The organism is Enterovibrio norvegicus (genome assembly GCF_002876705.1).
In the GTDB taxonomy this organism is placed as follows: Bacteria; Pseudomonadota; Gammaproteobacteria; order Enterobacterales; family Vibrionaceae; genus Enterovibrio; species Enterovibrio norvegicus_B.
In genome coordinates this window covers 57,561-74,029 of record NZ_MDAG01000027.1, presented here as the reverse complement: position 1 = coordinate 74,029, position 16,469 = coordinate 57,561, and the positions used below count along the sequence as shown (strand labels likewise).

The following is a 16,469-nucleotide window of genomic DNA, read 5'->3' as shown; positions in this document are numbered from 1 at the left end:
CCATGGCAGACACCGCGAAAAAACAGATTGTGGTGATAGGGCTCGGTATGACCGGGCTTTCTGTCGTGAATCATTTGCTGCGTAAAGGCGGCGATGTCGACATCAAGGTAATGGATACGCGCGCAACCCCGCCTGGTGCTGAACAATTGCCTTCACATATCGCGTTGCACGCGGGTGGTTGGAACATGGATTGGCTATTGAGTGCCGATCAAATTGTTGCAAGCCCAGGTATTGCGCTCGCGACCCCTGAACTTCAAGACGCCGCAGCGAAAGGCATTGAAATTGTGGGTGACATTGAACTGTTTGCCCGTGATGTGTCTGCACCCGTGATTGGTATTACCGGCTCGAATGGCAAAAGCACGGTGACGAGTCTTGTTGGCGAAATGGCAAAAGCTGCGAATGTGAATGTCGGCGTAGGTGGAAATATCGGTTTCGCTGCGCTGGATATGTTGGCGAATGATCACGCGCTTTATGTGCTTGAACTGTCGAGCTTCCAACTTGAAACCACATCGTCCCTCGACTTGGCCTCTGCTGTGTTTTTGAACCTGTCTGAAGATCACATGGACAGGTACACCGGCATGGACGATTATCGTGATGCCAAGCTTCGCATTTATGACCAAGCGCGCTTAGCGGTTTGGAATCAAGACGATGTGCAAACCAAGCCGCTGTCGCATGAGAAGGCAATCAGCTTTGGATTTTCTGACGGTGAGTACACGCTAACGTTGCGTGACGGACAAGAGTGGTTAACGGCGAAAGGTGAACAAGTCATGCCTGTGTCTGACATTGCTCTCGTGGGTCGACACAATGTGGCGAACTGTTTGTCCGCAATGGCGCTTGCTGACTCTGTCGGCATTGATCGTCAAGCCCAATGCCAAGCGATGCGCGAATACCGTGGATTGGCTCACCGTTGCCAACAAGTGTTGGAACAAGATGGCGTTCTTTGGGTCAATGACTCTAAAGCAACAAATCCGGCGAGTACATTGGCAGCACTAGATGGTCTGCAATTGGCGGGTCGTTTGCATTTGTTGGTGGGTGGTGACGGTAAAGGCGCGGATTTTTCTTCGTTAAAGCCTGTGCTCAATACGTTGAACGTGACTTTGTATTGTTATGGCCGCGACGGTCATGCATTTGCAGCACTCGTTGATGCACCGGTGGTAACAGAGACCATGCAAACGGCGATGGATATCGCGGCGCGTGATGCGACATCGGGCGACATGGTGTTGCTATCACCAGCCTGTGCAAGCTTCGATCAGTTTACAAACTTTATGGTGCGAGGTGATACCTTCTCCGCCTATGCAAAAGAGATTGCTACTCAGAGGGCTGGGAGCAAGGTGTCAGGATGATGAGTATGAAGTGGGAAGATAACAATGTCTGGCGGTGGCTGTCTCAGTCTTCGCCTACCGCTTTATATGACAGACAAATTGTCTGGTTGTCATTCGGGTTAATGCTCGTCGGTTTGATCATGGTGACGTCTGCGTCGATCCCTGTATCCAGTCGCTTGGTTGATCAACCGTTTTACTTCGCAATCCGTCAGGGCATTTACTTAATTGGCGCGCTGATCCTGGCTGCGGTAGCGCTACAAATACCGCTGGCAAGATGGCAACAACTCAGTGTACCAATGCTGCTCATCTCCTTGTTCTTACTGGTTGCAGTATTAGGGGTAGGCCGCTCAGTCAACGGGGCAATGCGTTGGTTACCATTGGGGATCATTAACCTTCAACCTGCAGAAGTGGCAAAGCTCTCGTTATTTTTGTTCATTGCAGGCTACTTGGTGCGTCGGCATGGCGAGGTGCGCGAAAGCGTTTATGGATTTTTGAAGCCCCTTGCGGTGCTGATCATTATTGCGGTGCTCTTGCTAGCTCAGCCTGATTTGGGTTCTGTGGTCGTGATGTTTGTTACCACGATTGGCATGTTGTTCATCGCGGGTGCGAAGCTGTGGCAATTTGGTGTGCTTTTGTTCTCAGGGCTTGGCCTTGTAGGGCTGTTGATCATTGCCGAACCGTATCGTGTTCGGCGTGTGACCTCTTTCCTCGACCCGTGGCAAGACCCATTTGGTAGTGGTTACCAACTTACCCAATCTTTGATGGCGTTTGGTCGCGGAGATTGGTGGGGGCAAGGGCTCGGTAACTCTATTCAGAAACTGGAGTACTTGCCTGAGGCACACACCGATTTCGTGGTGGCTGTGCTTGCCGAAGAGCTTGGTTTGGTGGGCGTGACTGTTGTTCTATTGATGGTGTTTGCCCTTGTTTTCCGTGCTTTGTTTATCGGAAAACGCTGCCTTGAGGCAAACCAACTGTTTGGTGGCTTCCTCGCGTTTGGTATTGGCATTTGGTTTGCATTCCAAGCTTTGGTCAACGTCGGTGCTGCCGCCGGGATCATGCCAACCAAAGGTTTGACGTTACCGCTGGTCAGTTACGGCGGTTCCAGTTTATTTATTATGTCTACGGCGGTGGCCTTGCTGTTGCGAATCGACCATGAGTATCGGTTGGAAACGTCTCAGGCACACCAACGAATAGTGACCCATGAAAAAAGAAAACGAACAAAAGCATAAACGATTATTGGTGATGGCTGGTGGTACTGGCGGCCACGTTTTCCCTGGGCTTGCGGTTGCTAATGAGCTTCAGCAAGAAGGCTGGGAAATCCGTTGGTTAGGAACCGCTGACAGAATGGAAGCCGATTTGGTGCCAAAACATGGCATTGAGATCGACTTTATTGAAGTTAAGGGGCTGCGTGGTGCGGGGTTTGCGCGTAAACTTCTCGCCCCCTGGATGGTGCTGAATGCGGTGTTTCAAGCCAAAAAGCACATCAAACACTGGCAACCTAATGCCGTATTAGGCATGGGAGGGTATGTCAGTGGCCCTGGTGGCCTTGCTGCATGGTTGAGTGGCATTCCTGTCGTTCTGCATGAACAAAATGCAGTGGCAGGGTTAACCAACAAATGGTTAGCGAAAATTGCCCGACGTGTATTGCAAGCGTTCCCTGGTGCGTTTCCAAACCAAGAAGTGGTTGGCAACCCAGTGCGAAAGGATGTATGTGCATTACCAGCGCCTTCTGAAAAACACCATGAAGACGGTGCGCCACTGAAGGTGTTAGTGATGGGAGGCAGCCAAGGTGCGCGCATTCTCAATCACACCGTGCCAGAGGCATTAGCGCAAGTGAAACGCGATGTGGTGGTTCGCCACCAAGCGGGTAAAGGCAGCCAAGCCGATACGGCGGAGCGTTACACGAATGCCAGCGTCAGCAATGCTGACGTGACTGAATTTATCGATGATGTGGCAGAAGCCTATGGCTGGGCAGACATCATCATTTGCCGCTCTGGCGCTCTGACGGTGTCAGAAGTTGCCGCGGCAGGCGTGGCCGCGATTTTTGTGCCGTTTTTACACAAAGATCGCCAACAAGCATTAAACGCAGAACATTTGGTGAGTAACGGGGCGGCCATCATGATGGAGCAACCTGATCTTACTGCTGAGAAACTGGCGGAGACGCTGGAGACATTAGAATTTAGTACCTTGATGACGATGGCTGAAGCGGCAAAAAGCGCGGCCATTACGGATGCAGCAACGCGTGTTGCTACCGTCATCAAAGACGTAGCGAATTAAGAGAACAACGTGATGGGCAAGTTTGATAGTCATCAGCTAGAAAAAATTAGAACCATGGTGCCGGAGATGCGCCGTGTAAACCGTATTCACTTTGTTGGTATCGGCGGTGCCGGTATGTGTGGCATCGCAGAAGTTTTGATCAATGAAGGCTACGAAATCACAGGTTCAGACCTTTCTGAAAATGCGGTGACACAGCGCTTGGAAAGCAAAGGCGCGCAAGTTTTTATTGGTCATGCTGAATCAAACGTAGACGGTGCAAGTGTGGTGGTAGTGTCCACCGCCATTAAACAAGACAACCCGGAATTGGTGGCGGCGAAAGCAGCGCGTATTCCTGTGGTTCGCCGAGCAGAGATGCTGGCTGAATTGATGCGCTATCGTCATGGTATTGCGGTTGCGGGTACACATGGCAAAACCACGACAACGGCACTGACCACGTTGATTTATCAAGAAGCGGGTCTGGATCCGACGTTTGTTAACGGCGGTTTGGTGAAAAGTGCGGGCACAAATGCACGATTAGGGTGCAGCCGTTATTTGATCGCTGAAGCGGATGAAAGCGATGCATCATTCCTGCATTTGCAGCCAATGGTATCCATCGTTACCAATATTGAAGCTGACCATATGGATACATACGGCGGCGATTTTGAAGTATTGAAACAAACCTTCGTCGACTTCCTGCACCAACTGCCTTTCTACGGTCAGGCTGTTATGTGTGTAGACGATCCCGTTGTGCGTGAGTTGATCCCGTCGATTGGTCGCCAAGTGATTACGTATGGTTTCTCTGATGATGCAGATGTGCAGCTGAGAGATTACCGTCAAGACGGTCAAAAGGGCATTTTTACTATTCGTCGCGCGGGCAAGCCTGATCTTAATATTGAGCTTAATATCCCTGGTCGTCACAATGCATTGAATGCAACTGCAGCAGTGGCTGTTGCGACAGAAGATGGTGTTGAAGATGACGCGATTCTTCGCGCATTGGCAGGGTTTGAAGGCACAGGTCGTCGCTTCGACCAGTTAGGCTTGTTCCCTGTTGATGATGGCCATGTTTTGCTGGTGGACGACTACGGTCATCACCCAAGTGAAGTGGACGTGACCATTCAAGCTGCACGAGCTGGTTGGGCGGATAACCGCTTGGTGATGGTATTCCAGCCACACCGTTACAGCCGAACGCGCGATCTGTATGACGATTTTGCAAATGTTCTTGAACAAGTTGACGTTCTGCTGATGTTGGATGTGTATTCTGCAGGCGAAGCGCCGATTTCTGGTGCTGATGGACGTAGCCTTTGCCGTACAATTCGTGGACGAGGAAAAATCGATCCAATTTTCGTTCCAGACGTTGAATCGCTACCTGCAGCCTTGGCTGCTGTGATTCAATCTGGCGATATGGTACTGACTCAAGGTGCTGGCGATATCGGTAAAGTGGCTAGAAAACTGGCCGAATTGAAGTTAGATAAAACGGCGCTAAGTGAAGAAAGTTGAAGAGAAAAATCAAGTTTTGTGTAAAACAGCCGATGTTTAAATGAGCAATGTCTAATTTTTAATCGGATATTGGTGGTTTTGCATGTATTTGATCTCAGCTTAATCACTTCTGAGCCAACAAGGGTTGGAGACCTGTCAAACTGACCGTTATAATCGGTCGGTTCTACACATGTAGTGCGACAGGTTGCCTTAGAATGATGCGAGGCAATTAGCCTGACTATGACAAATGTGACCGTAGATGATGTACCGGCTCAACCTTCAATGTTTAAAGAACATTGGGGGGGGCTGGTGTTTTTGGTATTTGTCATTCTAGGGATTGTTTGGTCTTTGCTCCGCGTGTTGTCGTGGATGGGAGACGAAAAACAATTGCCCTTGTCGCAGATTGTTGTACAAGGTCAGTTAACGCACTTGTCGTCGTCAGAGGTGCGTGATGCGGTCCTGCATCTAGGCCCGCTTAGCAGTTTTATGCTGCAAGATGTTGATGCCATTCATGGCGCAATATCGTCGCTACCTTGGGTAGCAAACGTGGCCGTAAGAAAACAATGGCCAGACACATTAAAAGTAAATGTGACTGAATACCGCCCTGAGGCAGTCTGGAATGGATCTCAACTTCTGGATGTCACTGGCACTGCATTTAGTGCAAACCCCGAAGACGTGGCAGGAAAAGGGTTAGTTTCCTTGCATGGCCCCGAAGGGAGTGAGCATGAAGTGTTAGAAGCTTGGCGAGAAATGCGCCGAATTCTAGCACCAACAAAATTAGAGATTGCCGCCCTGGCATTAAATGAACGTCGATCGTGGCGAGTGGTTACCCGAGACGGTACGCGCATTGAATTAGGGCGAGAATCCAGAGAAGAGCGGTTAGAACGCTTCGTGAGCCTGTTTGATGAAATCAATGAAACAGGTCGAGCCATACAATATGTGGATTTGCGCTACGACACTGGTGCAGCGGTGGGTTGGAAAGCTCCCAATGCAGACAGTGAAGAGTAAACCTGAGAGTAGGTGGAATGAAACAAACAACTGACAGACCACTGATTGTTGGATTAGACATCGGGACCTCAAAAGTCTCTGTGTTAGTCAGTGAGATATTGCCGGACGGCGCGGTGAATGTGCTGGGTGTCGGTACCACGCCATCTCAGGGCATGGACAAAGGCGGCGTTAACGATCTCGAATCGGTAGTGAAATCTGTCGAACGTGCGGTTAACGATGCCGAGCTGATGTCGGATTGTAAAATCCGTTCAGTGTTTCTTTCTTTGTCAGGCAAACATATTCACTGCCAGACAGAGCGCGGAATGGGCACGATTTCTGATGAAGAAGTGACCCAAGAAGATGTCGACATGGTGATTCACACGGCAAAATCGGTGAAGATCAGCGACGAACAACGTGTGCTGCACGTGATTCCGCAAGAATACAAAATTGACTATCAAGAGGGCATTAAGAACCCTGTTGGTCTGTCGGGCGTCCGAATGGAAGCCAGTGTTCATTTGATTACGTGTCATAGCGACACGGCAAAGAACATTGAAAAAGCGGTTGAGCGCTGTGGTTTGAAAGTCGATCAATTGATCTTCTCAGGACTTGCAGCAAGCCACGCTGTGATCACTGCCGACGAGCGAGAGCTTGGTGTGTGTGTGGTTGATATCGGTGGCGGTACGATGGATATCTCTGTATGGACGGGCGGTGCGCTTCGCCATGCAGCTGTTATCCCTTATGCCGGAAACGTTGTAACCAGCGATATTGCGTATGCCTTCGGTACACCATTGAGTGATGCTGAGAAGATCAAAGTGAAACACGGCTGTGCGTTAAGCGAGCTGGTGAACAAAGATGCCAAGGTCAATGTTCCAAGTGTAGGTGGTCGCCCTTCGCGTAGCCTACAACGACAAACGTTGGCTGAAGTTATTGAACCTCGTTGTAGCGAATTGTTGGGGTTGGTGCAACAAGAGCTAGAACGAGTTCAGGAACGCCTACGTGCACAAGGCGTAAAACATCAATTAGCGGCGGGTATCGTCCTGACCGGTGGTGCGGCACAAATGCAAGGTTTGGTGGAGTGCGCGGAGCGTGTCTTCCAAAACCAAGTTCGCGTGGGGCTTCCAGCAGGGGTCACTGGTCTTACAGACTATGTTGACGCGCCTTATCACGCGACAGCGGTTGGATTGCTGCATTATGGCAAAGAAAACCTATTGAACGAAACGAACGAGCCAGAGCCTAAACGAACTGTATCAGGAATGTTCAGTAAGCTTAGTGGCTGGTTAAAAAAAGAATTTTGAACCTGATGCGAACAGGAATGACGGAGAGAACACATGTTTGAACCGATGATGGAAATGTCCAACGACGCGGTAATTAAAGTCGTTGGTGTTGGCGGCGGCGGTGGTAACGCAGTCGAACACATGGTGCGTGAGTCAATTGAAGGGGTGGAATTCATCACCGTCAATACCGATGCTCAAGCGCTGCGTAAGACAGCAGTTAGCACAGTCATCCAAATTGGTGGCGATATCACGAAAGGCCTTGGTGCGGGTGCAAACCCACAAGTCGGTCGTGAATCTGCAATGGAAGATCGTGAAGCGATTAAAGCTGAGCTCGAAGGTGCCGATATGGTATTTATCGCAGCTGGCATGGGCGGTGGTACCGGTACCGGTGCAGCGCCAGTTATCGCTGAAGTTGCGAAAGAGTTAGGTATTTTGACCGTAGCGGTTGTCACAAAGCCATTTAGCTTTGAAGGCAAAAAACGCATGGCATTTGCTGAGCAAGGTATCGAAGAGCTGTCTAAGCACGTCGATTCTTTGATCACTATCCCTAATGAAAAGCTTCTGAAGGTACTGGGTCGAGGCATTACATTGCTAGACGCGTTTGCGAAAGCGAACGATGTGCTGCGTAACGCTGTCCAAGGTATTGCAGAGCTGATCACTCGCCCTGGCCTGATCAACGTCGATTTTGCGGATGTCCGTACAGTGATGTCTGAAATGGGTCATGCGATGATGGGTAGCGGCATGGCTACTGGTGAAGATCGTGCTGAAGAAGCGGCTGAGATGGCAATTTCAAGTCCACTTCTGGAAGACATTGATTTAGCAGGCGCACGAGGCGTGTTGGTAAATATTACCGCAGGTTTTGATATGCGACTGGATGAATTCGAAACTGTGGGTAACACTGTAAAAGCGTTTGCCTCAGATAACGCCACTGTGGTTATCGGTTCGTCAATGGATCCAGAAATGAGTGACGAATTGCGCGTGACAGTAGTCGCTACTGGTATTGGTACTGAGCGTAAGCCTGACATCACTTTGGTTCCGGGAACACAAAAACCGGCACCGGTTGAGAACAAGGCACAACCTTTGCAAGAAACACCAAAGGCGGCAACCTCTGTACCAAATCGTCCAACTGAATCTCCGGTTCAGTCTCAGACGACCAATGTGGCACCGAAGCCTAAACAGGAACAAGACTACTTGGATATCCCTGCGTTCTTACGTAAGCAGGCAGACTAAACTTGTAGCGCTTGGTTTGTGTACAGTTGCGTGGTACTATTGCGCCCGTTTTATGCTGTTGTGACAGTGTAATGAGTGACTTAGCACGCAGAAATTAAATTCAGTTGGGAATGGCAGATGATTAGACAACGAACATTAAAGACTATTGTTCAAACGACGGGAGTGGGTTTGCACTCGGGTCGTAAGGTCACATTGATCCTGCGCCCAGCTGCAGCTAACACTGGCGTTATTTACCGCCGTACTGACCTCAATCCGCCGGTAGATTTCCCGGCAGATCCAGCATCAGTGCGCGATACAATGCTGTGTACTGCACTGGTCAATGACGACGACGTTCGTATTTCTACGGTTGAGCACTTGAACGCCGCACTTGCGGGTTTGGGCATCGATAACGTTATTGTTGAAGTTGACGCACCAGAAATTCCAATTATGGACGGCAGTGCCAGTCCATTTATCTATCTGCTGCAATCTGCGGGTATTGAAACCTTGAATGCGCCTAAGCGATTTGTGCGTATCAAGAAACCTGTTCGCATCGAAGACGGCGACAAATGGGCTGAGCTTGTGCCTTATGACGGGTTCCGACTCGATTTCGCCATTGATTTCAATCACCCAGCGATTGAAGCAGAACAGCAGAGTCTGGTGTTAGATTTTTCTTCACAATCATTTATCAAAGATATCAGCCGTGCACGTACCTTCGGGTTCATGCGTGACATTGAATACCTCCAATCACGTAATCTGTGTTTGGGTGGTAGCTTTGATTGTGCCATCGTTTTGGATGACTACCGTATCCTTAACGAAGACGGCCTGCGTTTTGACGATGAGCTTGTTAAGCACAAGGTATTGGATGCCATTGGCGATCTGTACATGTGTGGCCACAATATCATTGGTGAAATGCGTGCTTATAAATCAGGTCATGCTTTGAACAACCAACTTCTTCGTGCAGTGCTTGCTGACCAAGAAGCGTGGGAATGGGCGACTTTCGAAGACGCACAGACATTGCCAGTTAGGTTTGCTGAACCAGGAATGGTATTGGCGTAACAACCTAAGCGAATACAAAAAAACCGAAGCCTTGGCTTCGGTTTTTTTATGCGTGTCTCTTTTCGGCAACCCCTGACAATGGCCGCGCTTCTCGCTTACTGCTCACCCTTATTAGATAACGCTGCAATCGCTTCTAAACGCTTTTTCAGCTTATCGGGCACCATTTCCGCGACGGCTTTTAAATATTCGGCGGCGATAGGGCTCAGCGTTCGTGGTTCCGCTTTCTTTTTCTCGGCTGCTATTCGAATGTCTGATTTGGCGAGATCGGGGTTTACCTTTATCTCTATGGTCGACAGGGTGGGTAATGCTTCTCTGCGCAGCGCAGAAAGCAGCATTTGTCTGTCGTAATTCAAACGTGTTGCCCAAGATGACGATCCGCACTCAAGGATCAAGGTGCCGTCGCGATAGTTTGCAACGCGGCAATGTTTTGCCGACTGTGCGGGTAACAGATCTTTGATCTGCTCATTGAGCTTTGCCAGCGCGAGGGCGCGCTGACGCACTTGCCCAGAGGCGTTATTTTCCAGCAAATCTAATGTGGATTTCGGTCTGTGATCTCGCATAACCATCTTGATATCCGCTTTCTCTTCTTTAAGGGTATCAGGGGAACGAAATAGACACCATGTTTGTGAAGTTTTATGCCCGTTTCACGGGTCTTTACTTGAAGTAAGCACCTCTTTCTTTGCTTGAATTGCATAGAAACTGCACGATGAATGATGCAGGGAATGAACAGGTTCTAATTTTTAGTATCAAAAAGGGTACGACCCGCATTACAGGTGGGATGACGTGTCGATATGGCTTATGATTATTCCCCGAGATCGATCATCACGATCTCGTTGCGTGATTAAATTATTAATAGGCCTTGAAATACTTTCCTGAAGGCACAAGATCATCGCTACAAATACGGTTTCTTTTTCGACAAAGATATCCGACAAAGAGTTCTGGCAGAGGACGTTGCTGACCTTTCTCTGCCGCGCAGCATCCCGGCTTTGGCTCTGACGCTAAAGCGTAAAAAATATGAGAGAAACGGCAAAGCCATGTTATCGAAATTAATTACTAAAGTAATCGGAAGCCGCAATGACCGCACACTGCGCCGTCTTCGCAAAGTTGTCAATGAAATCAATAAGCTTGAGCCACAGTTTGAAGCGTATGGCGACGATGAGCTAAAAGCGAAGACCGCTGAATTCCGTCAACGTATCGCGCAAGGCGAAGACCTTGATGTCATCCTGCCAGAAGCGTTTGCAACGGTTCGCGAAGCGTCTAAACGTGTCTATGGTATGCGCCACTTCGACATGCAAATGGTCGGTGGTATGGTCTTGAACAATGGCCAGATTGCAGAGATGCGTACAGGTGAAGGTAAAACACTGACCGCAACGCTACCTGCTTATTTGCATGCACTGACAGGTAAAGGTGTTCACGTTGTTACCGTGAATGACTACTTGGCTAAGCGTGATGCAGAAACAAACCGTCCGCTATTTGAATTCCTCGACATGACCGTTGGTACTAACGTACCCAACATGGCACCGCCAGAGAAAAAAGCAGCATATCAAGCAGATATCCTTTACGGAACAAACAACGAATTTGGTTTTGACTACCTGCGTGACAACATGGCGTTCCGTGCGGAAGACCGTGTTCAACGTGAACGTTATTTTGCCGTGGTGGATGAAGTTGACTCCATCTTGATCGATGAAGCGCGCACGCCGTTGATCATTTCAGGTCCTGCAGAAGACAGTTCTGAAATGTATGCGCGCATTAACGCATTGATTCCTCAATTGGTTCGTCAAGACAAAGAAGACAGCGAAGAATACCGTGGTGACGGCCACTTCACCGTTGATGAGAAATCAAAACAAGCTCACCTAACCGAAACGGGCCAAGAGTTTGTTGAAGATCTTCTGAAGAAAAATGGCCTTATGGAAGAGAACGATACCCTGTATTCTCCAGCCAACATTTCTTTGCTGCACCATATTAATGCAGCACTTCGTGCGCACGTACTGTTCGAAAAAGACGTTGATTACATCGTGAAAGACGACGAAGTCATCATCGTTGATGAACACACTGGCCGTACGATGCCGGGGCGTCGTTGGTCTGAAGGCCTACACCAAGCGGTTGAAGCCAAAGAAGGCACGAAGATTCAGAACGAAAACCAAACGCTGGCTTCTATCACCTTCCAGAACTACTTCCGTCTCTACGACAAACTGTCAGGCATGACAGGTACTGCTGATACAGAAGCATTCGAATTCCAGTCAATCTATGGTCTAGATACCGTTGTTATCCCAACCAACAAACCAATGGTTCGTGATGACATGGCAGATCAGGTTTACATGACTGAGCGCGAGAAGTTCAACGCCATTATTGAAGACATCAAAACACGCAGCGAGAAAGGTCAGCCTTCGCTTGTTGGTACTGTGTCGATTGAAAAATCAGAATTGCTGTCAAATGCACTGACCGAAGCGGGCGTAAAACACGCCGTATTGAACGCCAAGTTCCACGCACATGAAGCAGACATCATCGCTGAAGCGGGTTCTGCTGGTGCGGTCACCATTGCAACGAACATGGCTGGCCGTGGTACGGATATCGTGTTGGGCGGTAGCTGGCAGACGGATGTTGCTAAGTTGGACAACCCGACAGAGCAACAAATCGAAGAGATCAAAACCAAGTGGCGTGAATCTCACGATGCTGTTAAAGCGGCGGGTGGTCTTCACATCATTGGTACAGAGCGTCATGAATCTCGTCGTATCGATAACCAGCTTCGTGGTCGTTCAGGCCGTCAGGGTGACCCAGGCTCAAGCCGTTTCTACCTATCAATGGAAGATTCACTGATGCGTATCTTCGCGTCTGAACGTGTGTCTAACATGATGAAGAAACTGGGTATGGAAGAAGGCGAAGCCATTGAGCACCCATGGGTGAACAAGGCAATTGAAAACGCCCAACGTAAAGTTGAAGGCCGTAACTTCGATATCCGTAAACAGCTTCTGGAATTCGATGACGTTGCCAATGACCAACGTAAAGTGGTGTATGAGCTACGTGATGAGTTGATGAATACCAATGACATCAGCGACATGATCGAGCAAAACCGCGAAGACGTGATTAACGATGTGATTGACCAATACATCCCACCTCAATCGCTCGACGAAATGTGGGACGTTGCGGGTCTTGAAGCGCGTTTGAAAGCAGACTTCGATGTGGAAATGGCACTTCAAGACTGGCTAGATAACGACGACAAGCTCTACGAAGAGCAGCTTCGTGAGCGTATTCTTAGCACCATCGTTGATGTGTACAAATCCAAAGAAGCGGCAGTGGGTGAAGAAACCCTGCGTAACTTTGAAAAAGCGGTCATGTTGCAAACGCTGGATACGCTTTGGAAAGAACATTTGGCAGCCATGGATCACCTTCGCCAAGGTATCCACTTGCGCGGCTATGCGCAGAAGAACCCGAAACAAGAGTACAAGCGTGAGTCGTTTGAACTGTTTGAAGGCATGCTAGACGCGTTGAAATCAGACGTTGTGACCACACTTAGCCGTGTGCGTGTTCAACAGCCTGAAGAAGTGGATCGCATGGAAGAGCAACGTCGTGCGCAAGCTGAAGCAGCTGCTCGTCACCAGCAAGTCAGCCATGCTGATGCGGAAAACCAATTGGATGACAGCCATGAGCCAGAGTCTGATACAGTGGTTCGTGGTGATCGCAAAGTGGGTCGTAACGAGCCGTGTCCTTGTGGTTCAGGCAAGAAATTCAAACAGTGCCACGGTAAGATCAGCTAATCACTGATTGAGGTATTGTTGGGGTTACCCAAATAAGAAAGGCCGCTGCTGCGGCCTTTTTCATGGAATAAGATTAGGCATAACATGGATAAAAAACGCATTCACATCGCGGCTGGCATCATTCTGAATCAAGACCGCAGCAAGATATTCATCACTCAGCGTCCTGCAAAAGCGCACAAAGGCGGCTTTTGGGAATTTGCGGGTGGCCAGGTTGAGCAAGGTGAAACGGCAGAGCAAGCGGTTGTACGTGAGCTTGAAGAAGAAGTCGGGATCACAACAACAGAGCTTGCGTTGCTTTGCTCATTAGCGCATGACTACCCAGACAAAGCGCTGACGTTTGATTTCTTTTTGATTAAGGGATTCAACGGTGAACCTTTTGGAAAAGAAGGCCAACCCGGGCAATGGGTTGCGATCAGCGAGCTGTCGAACTTTACCTTTCCTGAAGCGAACGAACCTGTGTTAGCGAAGATCTTAGAAGTGTTGGGATAAGAGCAGGTTTAAAAGACAAGAGCCTAGGAAAAGAAGGTCCTAGGCCCTAGAAACAGCAAGAAAAATGCATGAACTCAGGCATAAACACCGAGTTATATTTTTTCTACTTCTTACTGATTTTCTGACCATCCATCACTGTCTGACATGTCAGGTGCACCTGCAATACGCTTCTCTTCTTCGGCCCACTCGCCTAAATCAATCAGCTGACAGCGCTTGCTGCAAAATGGGCGGTAAGGGCTCACGTCACCCCAGACAACAGGAAGTTTGCACTGAGGGCACTTTACGATGGTTGGATTTTCTTGCTTCACAAATTACCTCAAAGCATGGTTGGTTGTGTTTAACAGACTGCCAGAGACAGCGACATGTTATCTGCTACGTTCTGGCTCTCATCAAACGGCATAAAGCGGATTGCGAATCGCGATTTATGGCCTGAGATTAATGGGAACGCATTATAGTCTGGTGAAATCTTAATACGCAAAAGACTCGCGCCTTCCACGTCTTGTTGAAGGAACCCGTTTTTCACGGTCAGTGATTGCATGGCAGAACTGCCACGGGTCAATCGTAGCCAAAATGACAATGCATTGCTCAAGGGCTTTAACGATGATTGCCACTCAATGGCATCAGCTTGGCAGTGTGCCAAGGGCAAATTCAGCCAATGGTGAAGTGCGGGTAAGTCAAAACTGCATGTGCCGCCCGGAATAGAAAAGCGCTGGCGAATCGATGAGAGAAATTTATCCTCTCGTAGCTTTTGTCCCAAACGCGGTGCTTGCAACAGGGTTTGCTGGAATTGACGGCTTTCGTTCAGCAACGCCATCAGTTGCTCTTTATCAACTGCCGGCACATCTAGCCACGTTTGGAGTTTGGTGCGCTGCTTCTCAAGATCTTTGGCAAGATCGGCTTTGACCTGAACTTGTTCGAGGATCTCAATCAAATCGAATATGCTTTTGAAGAACAGCGTCGAGTGGCCGCTTTCAGTAAAGGATTCAGATTGAGATATTTGAAGTAAGAGCTGTTCTAGGCGCAAATAGACGCGAACCTGTTCATTTAAGGGATGCTCGTAAAGGGTATCGCTGGTCATGATGATTCTCGTTGTTTCCCTGCTAACGCAACGTATTGACTGTGTAAGGCAGCAACCTGTGCGTTGAGTTCCTCATTGCTGCATTCATTTTCAACGACGTCGTCAGCAAAAGAAAGGCGTTCTTTTCGGGATGCTTGTGCTTTTAGGATATTTTTCACTTGAGTCTCATCGACGCTATCTCTTTGTGTCGTGCGTTCGATCTGTGTTTGCTCTGATACATCGACGACCAAAACACGGTCACAAAGGCTCTGTAGACCATTTTCGATAAGCAACGGCACCACAAGCATGCAATACGGAGAAGTGGCTTGCTGAGTTTGTCGCAGCATCTCTAGACGGATGGTGGGATGCAGCAATGCATTTAGCCATTCTTTCGCGTCTGGCGTTGAGAATATGTGGGCTCTGAGCTTGCCGCGATCCAGCATACCTTGCGCATCGAGAATGTCGGTGCCGAACTTATCAACAATAGCCGCTAAGCCTTCAGTGCCTGGTTCGACGACTTGTCGCGCAATGATATCAGCATCGATCACATCAATGCCTCTGTCAGCAAACAAGTTTGCTACTGTGGTTTTTCCACTCCCAATGCCGCCTGTAAGCCCGATGACAAAAGCCATTTACATCCCTAGATATGAAGTCAGATACCAATCCACAATACTATTGCCCCAAAGCAGACTAATCCAGCCCGCAATTGCAAGGTAAGGGCCAAATGAGAAAGGTGTTTCTTTTCCTGTGCCTTTCACGCGCATCAGAATCAGGCCTGCAATTGCACCGGTAAAAGACGCAACGAGAATAACGAAAGGCAGTTGTTGCCAGCCCAACCACGCGCCCAATGCGGCGAGTAATTTAAAATCGCCGTATCCCATCCCTTCTTTGCCGGTAAGAAGCTTAAAGAGCTGAAATACGCTCCACAGCGACAAATAGCCCGCCATGGCCCCGATCAAAGCCTCTTCTATTGAAAGAGGGGAAATGCCAACAAGTGCCGCCAGCAAACCTGCCCACATTAAAGGCAGTGTCATTTGGTCAGGCAGCAACATGGTATCTATGTCGATAAAACACAGCGCGATAAGCACAAAGGTGAAACCTATCGCGGCGAGAGACCAATACGACCCCGGAATGAAATAGGCGGTTAAACCCACAGTGACTGCGGTAAGCAATTCAACGAACGGGTAACGTGCGCTGATCTTCGTTTTACAGTGTCGACATTTTCCGCCGAGCAATAACCAGCTCAGCAAAGGCACGTTGTCGATCGCTTTAACGGGTTGTTTGCAAGAAGGGCAGTGTGAACGTGGAATGCTTAGATTAAACGGCTCTGCAAGTTCAGGCGCTGGCAAGTCAGGAAAGCACTCGTGGCATTCAGCTTTCCACTGACGCTCAAGCATGATCGGGAAACGGTAAATCACCACGTTGAGAAAGCTGCCAACGATAAGTCCAAATACAGACGCGAGAAATACATACAGACTCGGGGAGTCGAACAGCCAATCCATCTTGAAATCCAATGTGAGTTTATGACGTTATGATAACGGGTTGTGCTGCCTGTCTCTATCCTCTTATTCACTGAATTTAAACATCT

The 16,469-nt window shown here is 48.9% G+C and carries 15 protein-coding genes; 10 read left to right on the top strand and 5 right to left on the bottom strand.

The window, feature by feature from the left end:
* Positions 1–2: 2 nt before the first annotated feature.
* The 8 genes from murD to lpxC all read left to right on the top strand — a co-directional run bounded on the left by murD (position 3) and on the right by lpxC (position 9,580).
* Positions 3–1,343: a UDP-N-acetylmuramoyl-L-alanine--D-glutamate ligase gene (gene murD / locus BCT27_RS15200; protein WP_102396158.1), complete on the top strand. Its 1,341-nt coding sequence runs from the start codon at positions 3–5 to the stop codon at positions 1,341–1,343.
* Positions 1,340–2,551, top strand: coding sequence for a cell division protein FtsW (gene ftsW / locus BCT27_RS15195; RefSeq protein WP_102390641.1), 1,212 nt, complete (start codon positions 1,340–1,342; stop codon positions 2,549–2,551). Before murD ends, ftsW begins: the two co-directional genes overlap by 4 nt.
* Positions 2,523–3,599 (top strand): undecaprenyldiphospho-muramoylpentapeptide beta-N-acetylglucosaminyltransferase, encoded by a 1,077-nt coding sequence (murG, locus tag BCT27_RS15190; RefSeq protein ID WP_102318527.1) that lies wholly within the window; start codon positions 2,523–2,525, stop codon positions 3,597–3,599. The genes ftsW and murG overlap by 29 nt, the downstream gene beginning before the upstream one ends.
* Before the next feature lie 12 nt (positions 3,600–3,611).
* On the top strand, positions 3,612–5,075 hold the full coding sequence (murC, locus tag BCT27_RS15185) for a UDP-N-acetylmuramate--L-alanine ligase (protein ID WP_102396157.1): 1,464 nt from the start codon (positions 3,612–3,614) through the stop codon (positions 5,073–5,075).
* A gap of 219 nt (positions 5,076–5,294) precedes the next feature.
* Positions 5,295–6,062: a cell division protein FtsQ/DivIB gene (locus BCT27_RS15180; protein ID WP_102390639.1), complete on the top strand. Its 768-nt coding sequence runs from the start codon at positions 5,295–5,297 to the stop codon at positions 6,060–6,062.
* A 17-nt stretch (positions 6,063–6,079) separates the two neighbouring features.
* A complete protein-coding gene (gene ftsA, locus BCT27_RS15175) occupies positions 6,080–7,336 on the top strand; it encodes a cell division protein FtsA (RefSeq protein WP_017008185.1) in 1,257 nt (418 codons plus the stop codon).
* A gap of 33 nt (positions 7,337–7,369) precedes the next feature.
* On the top strand, positions 7,370–8,545 hold the full coding sequence (gene ftsZ, locus BCT27_RS15170) for a cell division protein FtsZ (RefSeq protein ID WP_017008186.1): 1,176 nt from the start codon (positions 7,370–7,372) through the stop codon (positions 8,543–8,545).
* A gap of 117 nt (positions 8,546–8,662) precedes the next feature.
* Positions 8,663–9,580, top strand: coding sequence for a UDP-3-O-acyl-N-acetylglucosamine deacetylase (lpxC, locus tag BCT27_RS15165; RefSeq protein ID WP_017008187.1), 918 nt, complete (start codon positions 8,663–8,665; stop codon positions 9,578–9,580).
* 95 nt (positions 9,581–9,675) lie between these two features.
* On the opposite strand, the gene BCT27_RS15160 is transcribed toward lpxC, so the two are convergent.
* Positions 9,676–10,140 carry a DUF721 domain-containing protein gene (locus BCT27_RS15160; RefSeq protein WP_026024937.1) on the bottom strand — a complete coding sequence of 155 codons (465 nt, stop codon included), beginning with the start codon at positions 10,138–10,140 and terminating at the stop codon, positions 9,676–9,678.
* 474 nt (positions 10,141–10,614) lie between these two features.
* Between BCT27_RS15160 and secA the strand changes: the two genes are divergently transcribed.
* Together secA and mutT are read left to right on the top strand one after the other, a co-directional pair.
* Positions 10,615–13,335 (top strand): preprotein translocase subunit SecA, encoded by a 2,721-nt coding sequence (gene secA, locus BCT27_RS15155; RefSeq protein WP_102396156.1) that lies wholly within the window; start codon positions 10,615–10,617, stop codon positions 13,333–13,335.
* Between the two features lie 84 nt (positions 13,336–13,419).
* The gene (gene mutT, locus BCT27_RS15150) at positions 13,420–13,824 is read left to right on the top strand and encodes an 8-oxo-dGTP diphosphatase MutT (RefSeq protein WP_102318523.1); all 405 of its coding nucleotides are present in this window, start codon (positions 13,420–13,422) and stop codon (positions 13,822–13,824) included.
* A 110-nt stretch (positions 13,825–13,934) separates the two neighbouring features.
* Here the strand turns inward: mutT and yacG are convergent, their stop codons facing one another.
* The 4 genes from yacG to BCT27_RS15130 are packed head-to-tail and all read right to left on the bottom strand — an operon-like array spanning position 13,935 to position 16,383.
* Positions 13,935–14,132, bottom strand: a complete 198-nt coding sequence (gene yacG, locus BCT27_RS15145; protein WP_017014330.1) for a DNA gyrase inhibitor YacG — start codon at positions 14,130–14,132, stop codon at positions 13,935–13,937.
* 29 nt (positions 14,133–14,161) lie between these two features.
* Positions 14,162–14,902 (bottom strand): cell division protein ZapD, encoded by a 741-nt coding sequence (gene zapD, locus BCT27_RS15140; protein WP_102396155.1) that lies wholly within the window; start codon positions 14,900–14,902, stop codon positions 14,162–14,164.
* Positions 14,899–15,513, bottom strand: a complete 615-nt coding sequence (coaE, locus tag BCT27_RS15135) for a dephospho-CoA kinase (protein ID WP_102390636.1) — start codon at positions 15,511–15,513, stop codon at positions 14,899–14,901. The genes zapD and coaE overlap by 4 nt, the downstream gene beginning before the upstream one ends.
* Entirely contained in the window at positions 15,514–16,383 is an 870-nt protein-coding gene (locus tag BCT27_RS15130) for a prepilin peptidase (protein WP_102396154.1), read from the bottom strand.
* Positions 16,384–16,469 lie beyond the last annotated feature (86 nt).

Excerpts from the sequence above, each read along its gene's own strand:
- murD (WP_102396158.1), top strand. The coding sequence starts at position 3 with ATGGCAGACACCGCGAAAAAACAGATTGTGGTGATAGGGCTCGGTATG.
- ftsW (WP_102390641.1), top strand. The coding sequence starts at position 1,340 with ATGATGAGTATGAAGTGGGAAGATAACAATGTCTGGCGGTGGCTGTCT.
- murG (WP_102318527.1), top strand. The coding sequence starts at position 2,523 with ATGAAAAAAGAAAACGAACAAAAGCATAAACGATTATTGGTGATGGCT.
- murC (WP_102396157.1), top strand. The coding sequence starts at position 3,612 with ATGGGCAAGTTTGATAGTCATCAGCTAGAAAAAATTAGAACCATGGTG.
- BCT27_RS15180 (WP_102390639.1), top strand. The coding sequence starts at position 5,295 with ATGACAAATGTGACCGTAGATGATGTACCGGCTCAACCTTCAATGTTT.
- ftsA (WP_017008185.1), top strand. The coding sequence starts at position 6,080 with ATGAAACAAACAACTGACAGACCACTGATTGTTGGATTAGACATCGGG.
- ftsZ (WP_017008186.1), top strand. The coding sequence starts at position 7,370 with ATGTTTGAACCGATGATGGAAATGTCCAACGACGCGGTAATTAAAGTC.
- lpxC (WP_017008187.1), top strand. The coding sequence starts at position 8,663 with ATGATTAGACAACGAACATTAAAGACTATTGTTCAAACGACGGGAGTG.
- BCT27_RS15160 (WP_026024937.1), bottom strand. The coding sequence starts at position 10,140 with ATGCGAGATCACAGACCGAAATCCACATTAGATTTGCTGGAAAATAAC.
- secA (WP_102396156.1), top strand. The coding sequence starts at position 10,615 with ATGTTATCGAAATTAATTACTAAAGTAATCGGAAGCCGCAATGACCGC.
- mutT (WP_102318523.1), top strand. The coding sequence starts at position 13,420 with ATGGATAAAAAACGCATTCACATCGCGGCTGGCATCATTCTGAATCAA.
- zapD (WP_102396155.1), bottom strand. The coding sequence starts at position 14,902 with ATGACCAGCGATACCCTTTACGAGCATCCCTTAAATGAACAGGTTCGC.
- coaE (WP_102390636.1), bottom strand. The coding sequence starts at position 15,513 with ATGGCTTTTGTCATCGGGCTTACAGGCGGCATTGGGAGTGGAAAAACC.
- BCT27_RS15130 (WP_102396154.1), bottom strand. The coding sequence starts at position 16,383 with ATGGATTGGCTGTTCGACTCCCCGAGTCTGTATGTATTTCTCGCGTCT.